Source organism: Roseibium sp. (assembly GCF_048260565.1).
In the GTDB taxonomy this organism is placed as follows: Bacteria; Pseudomonadota; Alphaproteobacteria; order Rhizobiales; family Stappiaceae; genus Roseibium.
This window is the reverse complement of the sequence record NZ_JBLXGP010000011.1, coordinates 143068-156751: the sequence shown is the minus strand read 5'-3', so window position 1 is coordinate 156751 and position 13684 is coordinate 143068. Positions and strand designations below refer to the sequence as shown.

Sequence of the window (13684 nt, the reverse complement as noted above, 5' to 3'; positions counted from 1 at the left end):
GGGAGACGCCTCATGACGGTCATGATCGACGAGAAAAAATTCCGCCAGGCCCTTGGCCGCTTCACGACCGGCATCGCCATCGCAACCACCTGCAAGGAGGACGGTTCGCCCGTTGGGCTGACGATCAATTCCTTCAATTCGGTCTCGTTGGATCCTCCCATGGTGCTGTGGTCCATTGGAAGGAATTCCCCCAGCCGGGCGGATTTCGAGGAAGCCGGCCATTTCACCATCAATGTGCTCGGCTCACACCAGATCACGCTGTCCAACAACTTCGCCCGTCCCGGCGACAAGTTTTCCGATGTCACCTGGGAAAGCGGCAGGACCGGTGCGCCGGTCATCCCCGGCTGCATTGCCACGTTCCACTGCAAGACAGCATTCTGCTACGAGGGCGGCGACCACATCATTTTCGTCGGCGAGGTGGAAAATTTCGACCTGAACGAAGGCGAGCCCCTGCTTTATCTGGACGGACGTTACGGCGTTGCCCGTCCCCATCCGGACTCGGCCTGAGCCATGCCGAAGACCGCTTCGAAATCGATTGAGAACGGCGCCTCGGCAAGCGACGCCTCGTTCATTGCCGACTATCTGCCTTATCTGCTGGCCCACGCCAGCCATCTGATCAGCGGCCAGTTCCACGATCATCTGCGCGCGCGCGGTATCAGCGTGTCCATCTGGCGCCTGCTCGCAACGCTGTCGGGCGGCGACGGCATGACCGTGGGCGCCCTCGCCCGCATCGGCCTCTACAATCAGCCAACCACCACCAAGATCATCGACCGTCTGGAGGAAAGCGGACTGGTCGAGCGCCGCCAGGACGAGAAGGACCGCCGCAAGGCCCTTGTCTTCATCACCTCAGAAGGCCGCTCCGTGGTCGACGATCTGCTTGGCGCGGCCAAGGCCCATGAAGCCAGGGTCACCGCTTCCTACACGCCTGAGGAAATGGCAACGCTGAAGCGCGTCCTACGCACCCTGATCTCCCGCCTGGAAGATGACGCCTGACGCTGGCGGCAGACAATATCTCGTGCGGCGTGGCCACAAACCCTGTTCTTCCAACACTCCGAGAGCTATGAATTCCCAACACCGGAGAACGGAACCGGCGTTGGGCATGGCCAGGGAAGCATGGCGAAAAAACCGATCAGCAAGCTGAGTCTGAGCCAGTTGCGGGCGCTGGAAGCCGTAGCCCGAACGGGAAGTTTTTCGGCCGCGGCCAAGGAACTGGGCGTCTCCCAACCGTCGATTTCCAACCACGTTCAGGCGCTTGAGAGCCGGTTCAAGACCAGGCTGATCGCCAAGGCCGGCTATACGACCGGCCCGACCCCGGCGCTTGCCGCCCTCCTGCCCCGCATCCGGGCGATCCTGGCCCTTTGCACCGACCTTGAAGCCGATCTGGACGAACAGAAGAACCTGGCGGCCGGCGAGCTGCGTATCGGCTATTCGACCTTCCAGCTGGCAATTCCTCTGATTTCCGATTTCATGACGAAATATCCGGATATCTCCATCGAGGCGCGGGCCCTTGCCACCCAGGACCTTCTGCGCCTGCTTGACGACGGCAAGGTCGATGTCTGCTTCATAACGGGCAAGGAAATTCCAGCCCATCTGGAGGGTTTCCGCCTCGTGACGACCCGGGTCGTGCTCGCCGTTCCGCCGGGCCATCCGCTGATCGACAAGGGCACGGTTTCCTGGTCGGAAATCAAGGGCCTGCCGCTGATCCAGCGCGAAGGCTCATCGGGCACCCGCAAGATCTTCGAGGCCGCTGCAACCCTTGCCGGCATCAAGCCGAAGACGCTGCTGGCGCTCGGCTCATGGGGTTCGATCGCCAGCCTGATTCATGCCGGCGTCGGCATCGGCGTGTGCATGGAAGCCGAAGTCACCGAACAGGACGGCTTCGTGCCGGTCCAGATCGACGACCCGTCCCTGGTCGCGCCCCATTTCGTGGTCTGGCACAAGGACATGGCCAAGGTGGCCGTCATCCAGGCCTTCCTCGACACGGTGCGATCGCAGATTTGACGGTTCTGTGACGTTTGTTAATTTATAATGAAAAGCTATAGTTTTCTAAATTTCATAAAACTGTAATCGGAAATACTTCTATAGGCGGCGCTTTCATTCCATTCTTGGAGCTCCGTCATGAAGTTCAAATCCATTCTCCTGTCCGGTGCAGCGCTGGCTGTCCTCGGCGCACCTGCCTTCGCCGCCTGTCCGGCCGTCACCGTCGCCGACATGAAGGGCCTGACCTCCGCCTATCCGGAACAGTTCGAGCTGGCCGAATTCGAGGAAAAGGGCACCTGTAAGCTCGCATTCGCCGAAAATCCCTCCATCGCCGATCTGAACAAGAAGATCCTCGGCAACAAGGATCTGCCGGCGCTGGCCGAACGCCTTCCGTCCGAGCCGCTGGTCGTCGCCCCTTATGACAAGATCGGCCACTACGGCGGCGTCATCACCGGCATCTCCAAGGGCACCGAGTCGGGCACCTCCGACTTGCTCTCCGTCCGCCACGTCAACTTCGTGCGCTATGCCGACGATCTCCAGACCGTCGTTCCGAACATTGCCAAGGGCTGGTCCTGGAACGACGACTTCACGGTCCTGACCATCAACCTGCGCGAAGGTCACAAGTGGTCCGACGGCGAACCGTTCACCGCCGACGATGTCGTCTTCTGGTACAATGACCTGATCATGAACCCGGACGTCTACGAAAAGACCCCGGGCCGCTGGCTGTTCGCCGGCAAGCCGGTCAAGGTCGAAGCGGTCGACCCGACCACCGTCACCTTCACCTTCCCGGTTCCGACCCCGGGCATTCTGAACCGCTTCGCCGTGGACTACGGCCAGCCGTTCCAGCCGAAGCATTTCCTGTCGCAGTTCATGCCGAAATACAATCCGAAGGCAGAGGACGTGGCCAAGGAATACGGCTTTGAAAGCGCCAAGGCCGCGGTCGACTTCTACTACGGCGGATCCGACTGGAAGGACGTTCCCTCCCCGCTTCTCAAGGATGGCGACAAGGCAGCCAGGATCGGCCGCGCCGTCGTGCCGACGCTGGAAAGCCACATCGTGGTCGAGGAAAACTCCGAAGGCCGCAAGCTGGTCGCAAACCCGTACTTCCACATGGTCGACACGGCCGGCAACCAGCTTCCCTACATTCCGGAAATCTCCGAGACCTACATCGGCGACAAGGAAGTCCAGAACCTGAAGATCATGAACGGCGACGTCGTCTGGAAGCAGCAGGCGCTCTTCCTGGAAGACTTCCCGCTGCTGAAAGAAAACGAAGCCAAGGGCAACTACACCGTCAGCTTCGCCCCGACCTTCGGCGAGAACGTGTTCTTCTCCTTCAACCGGACCCACAAGGACCCGGTCCTGGCCGACATCTTCAACGACATCCGTTTCGAAAAGGCCATGTCGATCGCACTGAACCGCGACGAGATCAACGAGATCGTCTACCTCGGCCAGGGCAAGCCGATGCAGGGTGTTCCGGCGGAACCGAAGACCGTGTCCTTCGTCTCCGACGAGATTCTGAATACCGACATCGCCCATGACGTCGAAGGCGCCAAGGCCCTGCTCGCCGAAATGGGCCTGAAGGACAGCGACGGCGACGGCACCCTGGAACGTCCGGACGGAAAGCCGCTGGTCATCCGCATGATCTATTCCACCCAGGGCGTTCCGGTGAAGATCATGGAACTGGTGCGCGACTACTGGTCCGCCGTCGGTGTCCGCGTCGACCTGAAGGAAGTGACCTCCGACGAATACCGGTCGGCCGGCAACAACAACGACCTCGACATCACCACCTGGAAATACGACGGCACCTCCGGGCCGGCCATTTCCCAGGACGTGACCGCCTTCATCCCGCCGTTCGGCGACTACTTCAATCCGGGCACCGGCTTCGGCTGGGCCGCCTGGAAGGAATCGGGCGGCAAGGAAGGCACCGAGCCGCCGGCGGACATCAAGCAGCTGTGGGATCTCTCGGAGAAGTTCCTTCAGGTGCAGATGGGCTCCGATGAAAGCAACAGGCTGGGTGCCGAGATCGTCAAGATCCATGTCGACAACCTGCTGAAGATCGGCACGGTCGGCGACATCGTTGCCCCCTTCATGTACCGCAACGACCTGAAAAACGTGAAGCCGATCAAGGCCAAGAGCTACGACTTCTACTGGACCTATCCTTACCGCCCGCAGCAGTGGTTCCTGGACCAGTAAGTCCTGCCTGAGCAAGCCGGCTGGGGCGGACCGATCCGCCCCAGCCATTTTGAAGGAGAGGTCAAGATGCTTCGGTTCACCCTGGAACGGCTGGTGGGCATGATCGTCACCATGGCGCTGGTGTCGGTCATGGTGTTCGTCATCATGGAAATTCCGCCCGGCGACTATGCGGACCGCTATGCCTTCCGGAAATTCTCCGGCACCGGTATCAGCGTGACCGATGCGGACGTTCAGGCGATCCGCCACGATCTCGGCCTCGATAAGCCGATGGTCCTGCGCTATTTCGACTGGATCGGCGGCATCGTGCTCCACGGCGACTTCGGCCAGGCCTTCGCCTTCGAGACCTCCGTGACCAAGGTGATCGGCGACAAGGCGTGGCTGACCCTCGGCATCCTGTTCGCAACCCTGATCCTGACCTACGTGGTCTCCATCCCGATCGGCATCTACGCTGCCATCCGGCGCGGCTCCGCCGTCGACTACAGCCTGACGATCTTTTCCTATCTCGGCCTGGCGCTACCGAACTTTCTGCTTGCGCTGATCATGCTCTATTTCGCCAACAGCTGGTTCGGCGCCGATATCGGCGGCCTGTTCTCCTCGAGCTATGCCGATGCCCCCTGGTCGCTGGCCAAGTTCTGGGACCTGATCAAGCACCTGTGGCTGCCGGCAGTTGTGCTCGCCTGGTCGGCGGTCGCCTATCAGATCCAGACCATGCGCGCGACCATGTCCGACGAGCTGAACCGGCTGTCGGTCACCGCGGCACGCGCCCGCGGCGTGCCGGAGACCAAGCTGCTTCTGAAATATCCGGCCCGGCTCGCGATCAACCCGATCGTCTCCACCATCGGTTTCGACGTGAACCGGATCTTTTCCGAACTGCCGATCGTGGCCGCTGTGCTCGGCCTCACCGAACTCGGCGAACTGCTGCTCAAGGCCTATCTCGATCTCGACATGTATGTGGCCGGAGCGATCCTGCTGCTGCTCACCTTCATCATCGTGTTCATGAACTTCGTGTCCGACATTCTGCTCGCGTGGCTCGACCCGCGCATCAAGCTGGGAGCCTGAGCCATGGTCGACGCAACCCCCGACATTCTCAGCGCCGCCGAGGAAAAAGAACGCCAAAAGCGGTTGAAATATTATTCGGCCTCCCAATGGACGCTGATCTGGTGGCGGTTCCGACGGCACAAGGCGGCAATCGTCGCGGGCGTCTTCCTCGCCCTGATGGCCGTGCTCGGCCTGTTCGCCGAATTCGTCGCCCCTTACGGCCAAACCACCCGCGATACCAGCTATATCGACGGCGCACCGCAGATGCCCATGTTCTGCGACCGGAACGGCTGTTCGTTTCAGCCCTTCATCCACGGCGTCTCGACCAAGCGCGATCCGATCACGCTCAGGGCAATTTCGGTGCCCGACCCCGACAAGCGGGTCTATGTGCGCTTCTTCGCCAAAGGCGAGGCGACCGACCTGCTCGGGTTCATTCCCATCGACCGGCACCTGTTCGGCCTGGACGATGAAAAGGCGAAACTGCACCTGTGGGGCACCGACGATCTCGGCCGCGACGTGTTCTCCCGCACCATGTACGCGACCCGGACGTCGCTCTCCATCGGCGTTTTGGGCGTGCTGATCTCCTTCGTCCTGGCGCTCCTGATCGGCGGCATCGCCGGCTATGCCGGCGGCATGACCGACAATGTGATCCAGCGCGTCACCGAAGTCGTGCGCGTCGTGCCGATCATCCCGCTCTACATGGGGCTGGCGGCCGCCATGCCGAAGGAATGGTCCACGACCCAGGTCTATTTCGCCATGACGCTGATCCTGGGCCTGTTCGGCTGGCCGACATTGGCGCGGCGCATCCGCTCCCAGTTGCTGTCCATCCGAAATGAGGACTTTGTGGTTGCCGCCCGGCTAGCCGGCGCCCGGCCGGGCCGGATCATCGGCCAGCACATGCTGCCGAGCTTCACCAGCTTCATCATCGTCGATCTGGTGATCTCCTTCCCCTACATGATCCTGTCGGAAACGGCATTGAGCTTCGTCGGCCTCGGCCTGCGCCCGCCCACCGTCTCCTGGGGCGTGCTGTTGCAGCAGGCCCAGTCGGTCCGGGTGATCGAACAGACGCCCTGGCTGTTCATTCCCGCCATTTTCGTGGTCGGCGCCGTGCTTGCCTTCACCGTGATCGGCGACGGCCTGCGCGATGCGGCCGACCCCTACAGCGAAGCGAGTTAGGAAACGGTCATGCTCACAGTCGAAAACCTGTCGATTTCCTTCCGCACCGACGAAGGCCTGATCACGCCGGTGCAGGAGGTCAGCTTCTCGGTGGAGAAAGGCAAGACACTCGGCCTCGTCGGCGAAAGCGGCTCCGGTAAGTCGATCTCCACCAAGGCCCTGATGCGCCTGCTGCCGGGCAACTCGGCACTCTCTCCGGAAACCCGTATCCGCTACACCGCCAAGGACGGCCGCGAGATCAGGATCGACGAGATCAAGCCGGGCGCCCGCGCCCTGCGCAAGCTGCGCGGCGGCGAAATCGGCATGATCTTCCAGGAGCCGATGGCAAGCTTCAGTCCGGTCTATACCGTCGGCAACCAGATGATCGAGACCATCCGCCTGCACCGGGGCGTCGGCAAGCGGGAAGCCCGCGACCAGGCCATCGAGATGCTCGACAAGGTCGGTATCTCCAATGCTCCGGAGCGGATCGATCAGTATCCCCACGAACTGTCCGGCGGCATGCGCCAGCGCGCCATGATCGCGCTCGCCCTGTCAGCGGGCCCCGCGCTTCTGATCGCCGACGAGCCGACCACCGCGCTCGACGTCACCATCCAGGCCCAGGTCCTGGAACTGATGCGGGACCTGCAGCGCGATCTTGGCATGGCGATGATCTTCATCACCCACGACCTCGGCGTCATTGCCCAGATCGCCGACGAAGTGGCGGTGATGTATCTCGGCACCATCGTCGAGCGTGGCCCCACCCGCGACGTGATCCGCTCGCCGCGCCACCCCTATACGCAAGGACTGCTCAAGGCGATCCCGAGCGTCGACAAGCTGCACGACCGGCTGAGCCCGGTGCCGGGCGATATCCCGAGTCCGACGGAACGCCCGTCCGGCTGCCCGTTCCACACCCGCTGCAGCGAAGCCGTCACCGGCCTGTGCGACCGGACCGTTCCGGACGAAATATCGCCCGCTCCTGCCCGCGGCGTGCGCTGCTGGCTGCATACCGAAGAAGGGAGGTCGGCCGCATGAAACAGGATGTCCTGATCGAGGTGAAGAACCTCGAGGTGCGCTTCCCCATCCGCAAGAAGAAACTGTTCAGTTCCGAAGTCCGCCAGCTTCGGGCGGTCGACGATGTTTCTTTCGACATCAAACGCGGCGAGACCGTTGGCCTCGTCGGTGAGAGCGGTTCCGGCAAGACCACCGTCGGCCGGGCGATCCTGCGGGCGATCGATCCGACCGGCGGCGAAGTCATCTTCCACACCAACGGCCACAACACGGATATCGCCCACGCCGAGGGCGAGGAGCTGCGCAAGTTCCGCCAGCACATGAACATGGTGTTTTCCGAAGGCTCGGTGAAACTGTCCACCATGACCGCGGACCGGCTGCGCCTGTTCCGTTCGAAGATGAGCCTGGTGTTCCAGGATCCTTATTCCTCGCTCAACCCGCGCATGACCGTGCGCGACATCATCGCCGAGCCGCTGATCGCCTCCGGCATGATGAAGGATCGGGACGCCATCGACGCCCGTGTGCGCGACATCGCCGGGCGCTGCAAGCTGAACCTGGAACATCTGCGTCGTTTCCCGCACGCCTTTTCCGGCGGCCAGCGCCAGCGCATCTGCATTGCCCGCGCCCTGGTGTCCCGCCCGGATTTCGTCGTCTGCGACGAGAGCGTTTCGGCGCTGGACGTTTCCATCCAGGCGGAGATCGTCAATCTCCTGAAAGATCTGCAGGAGGAAATGGGCGTCGCCTTCCTGTTCATCGCCCATGACCTGTCCGTGGTCGCCCAGATGAGCCACCGGGTCGCGGTGATGTATGTGGGCAAGTTCGTGGAATACGCGCCGACGGAACGCTTGTTCTTCCATCCGCGCCACCCCTATACCCACGCCCTGCTGTCCGCGATCCCGCAAGCCGATCCGGACGTGGAGTTCGATCCGATCAGGCTCGACGGCGAGATCCCCAATCCGCTGAATGCCCCCTCCGGATGCCGGTTCCACAGCCGTTGCCCGTTTGCCCGGGAACGATGTTCGGAAGACGCTCCCGAATGGCGGGAGATCGCACCCGATCATCACGTCGCCTGCCATTTCGCCGAAGAATTCGATTTTTCACGTCCGCACGCGTAATGCCTCTCTCAAGACCTGTCCTGGAACTACAATGACAACAGAAATACCGGCACTGCCCCGCCCCAAACTCGGTGAACCCTATCTCCTGACCCCCGGTCCTCTGACCACGTCGATCGAAACCAAGGAGGCCATGCTGCGCGACTGGGGCAGCTGGGACGGCGACTTCCGCGCCATGACCGCCGAAATGCGGTCCGGTCTGGTCGAGCTGCTAGGCGACGGCAAAGAGGCCTATGACTGCGTCCCCATGCAGGGCAGCGGAACCTTTGCCGTGGAAGCCATGCTGGCAAGCTTTGCGCCTAAGGACAAAAAGACCCTGATCCTGAGCAACGGCGCCTATGGCAAGCGGGCCGTGGAGACCATGAAGTATCTCGGCCGTCCCGTGGCCGTTCTGGACAAGGGCGACTACCTGCCGCCGCGTGGCGACGAGGTGGCCAGGCTTCTGGCCGAAGACCCGGAGATTTCCCACGTGGTGGTGGTCCATTGCGAGACCAGCTCGGGCATTCTCAATCCGGTCGAGGAAATCTCCGATGCCGCCGCCGCCGCCGGTCGCACGCTTTTGATCGATTCCATGTCCGCCTTCGGCGCCGTACCGCTGGAGCCGGCCAGGCTGCGGTTCGACGCCATGGTGTCGTCGGCCAACAAGTGCATCGAGGGTGTACCCGGCTTCGGCTTCATTCTGGCGAAAAAATCCGCGCTGGAAGCGGCCAAGGGCAACAGCCATTCCCTGAGCCTCGACGTCCACGCCCAGTGGTCACATATGGAAAAGACCGGCCAATGGCGCTTCACCCCGCCGACCCACGTGGTCGCGGCCTTCCTGGAGGCGCTCAGAGCCCACAAGGCGGAAGGCGGCGTCACCGGTCGCGGCGCGCGCTATGCCGACAACCGGGATGTCATGGTCGCCGGCATGCGCGAGCTCGGCTTCGAGACCCTGCTCGACGCGCAGTGGCTGTCGCCGATCATCGTCACCTTCTTCTGCCCGGCCGATCCGGCTTTCTGCTTCTCCCGCTTCTACGACCTGATGAAGGCCCGCGGCTTTATTCTCTATCCGGGTAAGCTCACCGTCGTGGAAAGTTTCCGCGTCGGCTGCATCGGCCAGATGGACGAGTACGTCATGCGTGAGGTGGTCGCCGCCGCCCGCGACGTTCTGGCGGAAATGGGCGTGGAAAGCGCCGCCCCGCCGGCCGAAGCCCTGATCGAACGCGCGCGCCTCGCCGCCTAACAAAGGATTCTTATTATGACCAAGTTCAAGGCCGTCGTGTTCGACTGGGCCGGTACCATGATCGACTTCGGCTCCTTCGCGCCCATGGGCGTCTTCGTGAAGGCGTTCGAGAAATTCGGCATCACCGCCAGCATCGAACAGGCACGCGCGCCGATGGGGGCGCCGAAGTGGAACCACATCCGCGCCATGATGGACGATCCGGATATCGCGGCCCAGTGGCAGGCCAAATACGGCCACGCGCCGACCGACGCGGATGTAAACAAGGTCTACGAGGTCTTCGTTCCCATGAACGAGGAGGTCGTCGCCGACTATGCGGATCTGGTGCCGGGCGCGATCGACGTCGTCAAATATTTGCGCGGCAAGGGCATCAGGATCGGCTCCACCACCGGCTACACCCGTTCCATCATGGAGCGTGTCCTGCCGGTTGCCGCCGAACAAGGCTATGCGCCGGACAACCTGATCTGCGCCGACGATCTTCCCGAAGGCCGCCCCGGACCGCTCGGCATGTATCAGTGCTTCGTCGATCTGGTCGCCTATCCGCCCGCTGCCGTCATCAAGGTCGACGACACCGAGCCCGGCATCGCCGAGGGCGTTGCCGCCGGTTGTCTCACCGTCGGCCTGGCGTTGTCGGGCAATTTCGCCGGCCGCACGCCGGAGGAACTGGCAGCCCTGTCGCCAGAGGAAGTGGACGCCTTGCGCAAATATGCGACGGAACAGCTCAAGGCAGCGGGTGCCGACCATGTCATCGACACGGTTGCCGATCTTCCGGCCCTGATGGAAAAACTGGAAACGGAATGAACTCCCGGCCGAACATCCTCCTGATCACCGCGGACCAGTGGCGCGGCGATTGCCTCGGCACCGTCGGACACCCGGTGGTGAAGACGCCGAACCTCGACGCCTTCGCCGAGCAGGCAACCGTGTTCGAACGCCACTATGCCACCTGCGCGCCGTGTTCGCCTGCCCGGGCCTCGCTCTATACCGGGCTCTACCAGATGAACCACCGGGTCGTCTGGAACGGAGCGCCGCTGGACAACCGCTTCGACAACATCGCCCGTGCCGCGCGCCGGGCCGGCTACGTCCCGACCCTGTTCGGCTATACGGACACTTCGCCCGATCCTCGCGTCCACGATCCGAACGATCCCGCACTTTCGACCTACGAAGGCGTGCTGCCCGGCTTTGCCGTGCGCCAGATGCTGCCGGAGGACGACAAGCCCTGGCTCTCCTGGCTCGCCGCCAGGGGCCACGATCCGGCAACGTTCCCGACGATTCACCATGTGGCATCGGAGGAAGGCGAGCGGATTTCCCGAAACGCGCCCGCCTACAGCGCGGAAGAGACCCAGACCGCGTTCCTGACCGACGCCTTCCTGTCCTGGCTCGGCGAACAGGAAGCGGAGCGGCCGTGGTTTGCCCATATCTCCTACCTGCGTCCGCATCCGCCGATCACGGTTCCGGAACCCTATAACCGGATGTACGGTCCCGAAGACGGTCCGGATTTTCTCGGCGCCGCCAGCCCTGACGAGGAGGCTAACCTCCATCCGTTGGTCGCGACGGCCCTCGCCACTCAGAAAGTCTCCAGCCACATCCCCGGCGCGGATGGCCTGGTGAAAGACCTGACCCGCGACGACTTCCGCCGCATCCGTGCGCTTTACTACGGCATGATTTCGGAAGTGGACGCCCAGATCGGACGGCTGCTGTCCGGCCTGAGCGCCGCCGATGCGGAAAAGGACACGCTGGTGATCTTCACCTCCGACCACGCGGAGATGATGGGCGACCACTGGATGCTCGGAAAAGGCGGCTTCTTCGAACAGAGCTACCATATTCCGCTGATGATCCGCGCGCCTGGCAGGGCAAAGGCCAACCGGGTGACCGCCTTTACTTCGGCCGCCGATATCTTCCCGACCCTCATAGACCTGATCGGCGTGGAACCGGCACACGCTCCCGACGGTGCCTCGCTTCGCCCCTTCCTCAATGCCCAGACCCCGGTCCGCTGGCGCAAGGGCGCGATCTTCGAATTCGACTACCGCAATATTTCGGCGACCGAAGCGATCCTGCCCGAGCACGTGGACGGACGGGACCGCACGCTCCTCGCCATGCGCGGGCCGGACTGGCAATACGTCCACTTCCCCGAACTGCCGCCTCTGCTCTTCAAGCCTGCAGGACCCGGAGGGGCGATAAAAGACCTTTCGAACGATCCTGAGATGCTGCCGGTCCTGCGGGATTGTCTGTCCGACCTCCTGTCCCTGCGCATGCGCCACAATGACGATACGCTGGCCCGGAAACCGGTCTGGGACTATTATTCCTGAAAAATCAACGCGCATGGCTCGAGGCAAAAACCAGCGCCTTCGGCCTGAATCGGCCTTGGCGGCCGGTCACTTCCTGCTATTAAGGAGAAGTGAGGAGCCTTATGCCCGGACGGGGCCGGGCCAATCGGCAAACGCCTGCGAGTTCACGATGACCATTGCGACGCCTTCGGACAAGGCCTCCGGCAACACGCCTGAAAAGGTCGAAAAGCTTTATTTCGTCGCCAGCGACACGCCGGAAGCGCTGGAGGCTCGGGGGCTTCTGGCGGCCCGCTACGGCGAAGTCAGCGCCGAAGACGCCGATGTGATCGTCGCGCTCGGCGGCGACGGCCTGATGCTGCAGACGCTCCACAGGTTCATGGGCTCGGGCAAGCCGATCTACGGCATGAACCGCGGCTCGGTCGGATTTCTCATGAACGAATACCGGGAGGACGACCTGCTCCAAAGGGTCGCCGAGGCCGACGCCAACCCGATCCATCCGCTGTCGATGGAAGTGGTCGACCAGTCGGGAAAGATCTCCACGGCCCAGGCGATCAACGAGGTCTCGCTGCTCCGCGAAACGTCCCAGGCCGCCCGCCTGCGCATTTCGATCGACGGTCGTGTGCGCCTGGAAGAGCTGATCTGCGACGGCATCATCATCTCCACCCCGGCCGGCAGCACCGCCTATAATCTGTCTGCCCACGGACCAATCCTGCCGATTTCCTCGCCGCTTCTGGCGCTGACCCCGATCAGCGCCTTTCGGCCGAGGCGCTGGCGCGGCGCCCTTCTGCCCAATCACGCCCGCGTGGACATAGATATTCTCGAGCCGAAAAAGCGCCCGGTCAGCGCATCGGCCGATCACAGGGAAATCAGGGATGTGGCCAAGGTGTCCGTTCACGAGGACGGCAGCGTAGAGGGCCTGATCATGTTCGACAGGGAACACGGCTGGGACGAGCGCATCCTGACGGAAATGTTCCGCTACTGACGGCCCCCGTCAGCAAATGCGACTAACAGACTGTTAAGCAGAACTCCGCATACTGAAACTCGAATTTAAACCCCTGGTACGTTGGACAAGGGGACAATCCCGGCCGTTGCGGATAAAACCTGCGAACATCGGGAAGGCAAAGGTATCACCATGGCTGAAGCCCCCCTTGAGGAAGAAGAGCGGGAGATCCTCTCGCCGCCGGCGGATCTCCGGAAGAAGGTACGTGTCTTGAGCAAGCGCGAGGCGAAGAACTTCGATCCTGTGAAGGCTGCCGAACAGGCCCTTGAACGGCTTTCGGGAAAATTCGACGGCTGGATGAGCAATGAGGCAAACGAGCTGACGGACGCCTACGACACGATCCGCGCCGAGGGGCTCAACAAGGCGAACCTGGAAACGCTGTATCAGGCGGTTCACAACATGAAGGGTCAGGCGCTCACGCTGGGCTACCCGCTTGTCGGCTCCGTTGCCTCCAGCTTCTGCCGCCTGCTGGAACATGTTCCCGGCCCGGAAAAATTGCCGCTTTCCCTGGTAGAGCAATATGTCGAGGCGATCCGGGCGATGGTCGCCGAAGGCGCCCGCGACACGGACAACCCGACCGGTGCGGCGCTTGCCGACAGGCTTTCGGAAGTGACCGAAGACTATCTTGCCCAGTTTCCATCGAAAGCGGAAGACGAAGAGCTGATGATCGGCTGAGCCGCCTCGGAGGTCATCG

The 13684-nt window shown here is 62.6% G+C and carries 13 protein-coding genes; all 13 read left to right on the top strand.

Features of this window, described 5'->3' with window-relative positions; genetic code table 11:
* Positions 1 to 12 precede the first annotated feature (12 nt).
* The 13 genes from ACN0SO_RS20435 to ACN0SO_RS20375 all read left to right on the top strand — a co-directional run bounded on the left by ACN0SO_RS20435 (position 13) and on the right by ACN0SO_RS20375 (position 13665).
* Positions 13 to 507: a flavin reductase family protein gene (locus tag ACN0SO_RS20435; RefSeq protein ID WP_417680576.1), complete on the top strand. Its 495-nt coding sequence runs from the start codon at positions 13 to 15 to the stop codon at positions 505 to 507.
* Between the two features lie 3 nt (positions 508 to 510).
* The gene (locus ACN0SO_RS20430) at positions 511 to 993 is read left to right on the top strand and encodes a MarR family winged helix-turn-helix transcriptional regulator (RefSeq protein ID WP_417680575.1); all 483 of its coding nucleotides are present in this window, start codon (positions 511 to 513) and stop codon (positions 991 to 993) included.
* Positions 994 to 1113: 120 nt separating this feature from the next.
* Positions 1114 to 2001 (top strand): LysR family transcriptional regulator, encoded by an 888-nt coding sequence (locus ACN0SO_RS20425; protein ID WP_417680574.1) that lies wholly within the window; start codon positions 1114 to 1116, stop codon positions 1999 to 2001.
* Positions 2002 to 2118: 117 nt separating this feature from the next.
* Positions 2119 to 4173, top strand: coding sequence for an ABC transporter substrate-binding protein (locus ACN0SO_RS20420; protein WP_417680573.1), 2055 nt, complete (start codon positions 2119 to 2121; stop codon positions 4171 to 4173).
* Between the two features lie 66 nt (positions 4174 to 4239).
* A complete protein-coding gene (locus ACN0SO_RS20415) occupies positions 4240 to 5232 on the top strand; it encodes an ABC transporter permease (protein WP_417680572.1) in 993 nt (330 codons plus the stop codon).
* A gap of 3 nt (positions 5233 to 5235) precedes the next feature.
* Positions 5236 to 6387: an ABC transporter permease gene (locus tag ACN0SO_RS20410; protein WP_417680571.1), complete on the top strand. Its 1152-nt coding sequence runs from the start codon at positions 5236 to 5238 to the stop codon at positions 6385 to 6387.
* Positions 6388 to 6396: 9 nt separating this feature from the next.
* The gene (locus ACN0SO_RS20405; protein WP_417680570.1) at positions 6397 to 7398 is read left to right on the top strand and encodes an ABC transporter ATP-binding protein; all 1002 of its coding nucleotides are present in this window, start codon (positions 6397 to 6399) and stop codon (positions 7396 to 7398) included.
* The gene (locus ACN0SO_RS20400; protein WP_417680569.1) at positions 7395 to 8489 is read left to right on the top strand and encodes an ABC transporter ATP-binding protein; all 1095 of its coding nucleotides are present in this window, start codon (positions 7395 to 7397) and stop codon (positions 8487 to 8489) included. The genes ACN0SO_RS20405 and ACN0SO_RS20400 overlap by 4 nt, the downstream gene beginning before the upstream one ends.
* Before the next feature lie 31 nt (positions 8490 to 8520).
* Entirely contained in the window at positions 8521 to 9708 is a 1188-nt protein-coding gene (locus ACN0SO_RS20395; protein WP_417680568.1) for a 2-aminoethylphosphonate--pyruvate transaminase, read from the top strand.
* 15 nt (positions 9709 to 9723) lie between these two features.
* Positions 9724 to 10506, top strand: coding sequence for a phosphonoacetaldehyde hydrolase (phnX, locus tag ACN0SO_RS20390; RefSeq protein ID WP_417680567.1), 783 nt, complete (start codon positions 9724 to 9726; stop codon positions 10504 to 10506).
* Complete coding sequence (locus tag ACN0SO_RS20385; protein ID WP_417680566.1) at positions 10503 to 12011, top strand: sulfatase-like hydrolase/transferase; 1509 nt, start codon at positions 10503 to 10505, stop codon at positions 12009 to 12011. The genes phnX and ACN0SO_RS20385 overlap by 4 nt, the downstream gene beginning before the upstream one ends.
* A 148-nt stretch (positions 12012 to 12159) precedes the next feature.
* Positions 12160 to 12972, top strand: a complete 813-nt coding sequence (locus ACN0SO_RS20380; RefSeq protein ID WP_417680565.1) for an NAD kinase — start codon at positions 12160 to 12162, stop codon at positions 12970 to 12972.
* A gap of 150 nt (positions 12973 to 13122) precedes the next feature.
* A complete protein-coding gene (locus ACN0SO_RS20375) occupies positions 13123 to 13665 on the top strand; it encodes an Hpt domain-containing protein (protein ID WP_417680564.1) in 543 nt (180 codons plus the stop codon).
* Positions 13666 to 13684 lie beyond the last annotated feature (19 nt).

Bases quoted from the DNA above. Each gene is read 5' to 3' on its own strand.
- ACN0SO_RS20435 (WP_417680576.1), top strand. From the start codon at position 13: ATGACGGTCATGATCGACGAGAAAAAATTCCGCCAGGCCCTTGGCCGC.
- ACN0SO_RS20430 (WP_417680575.1), top strand. From the start codon at position 511: ATGCCGAAGACCGCTTCGAAATCGATTGAGAACGGCGCCTCGGCAAGC.
- ACN0SO_RS20425 (WP_417680574.1), top strand. From the start codon at position 1,114: ATGGCGAAAAAACCGATCAGCAAGCTGAGTCTGAGCCAGTTGCGGGCG.
- ACN0SO_RS20420 (WP_417680573.1), top strand. From the start codon at position 2,119: ATGAAGTTCAAATCCATTCTCCTGTCCGGTGCAGCGCTGGCTGTCCTC.
- ACN0SO_RS20415 (WP_417680572.1), top strand. From the start codon at position 4,240: ATGCTTCGGTTCACCCTGGAACGGCTGGTGGGCATGATCGTCACCATG.
- ACN0SO_RS20410 (WP_417680571.1), top strand. From the start codon at position 5,236: ATGGTCGACGCAACCCCCGACATTCTCAGCGCCGCCGAGGAAAAAGAA.
- ACN0SO_RS20405 (WP_417680570.1), top strand. From the start codon at position 6,397: ATGCTCACAGTCGAAAACCTGTCGATTTCCTTCCGCACCGACGAAGGC.
- ACN0SO_RS20400 (WP_417680569.1), top strand. From the start codon at position 7,395: ATGAAACAGGATGTCCTGATCGAGGTGAAGAACCTCGAGGTGCGCTTC.
- ACN0SO_RS20395 (WP_417680568.1), top strand. From the start codon at position 8,521: ATGACAACAGAAATACCGGCACTGCCCCGCCCCAAACTCGGTGAACCC.
- phnX (WP_417680567.1), top strand. From the start codon at position 9,724: ATGACCAAGTTCAAGGCCGTCGTGTTCGACTGGGCCGGTACCATGATC.
- ACN0SO_RS20385 (WP_417680566.1), top strand. From the start codon at position 10,503: ATGAACTCCCGGCCGAACATCCTCCTGATCACCGCGGACCAGTGGCGC.
- ACN0SO_RS20380 (WP_417680565.1), top strand. From the start codon at position 12,160: ATGACCATTGCGACGCCTTCGGACAAGGCCTCCGGCAACACGCCTGAA.
- ACN0SO_RS20375 (WP_417680564.1), top strand. From the start codon at position 13,123: ATGGCTGAAGCCCCCCTTGAGGAAGAAGAGCGGGAGATCCTCTCGCCG.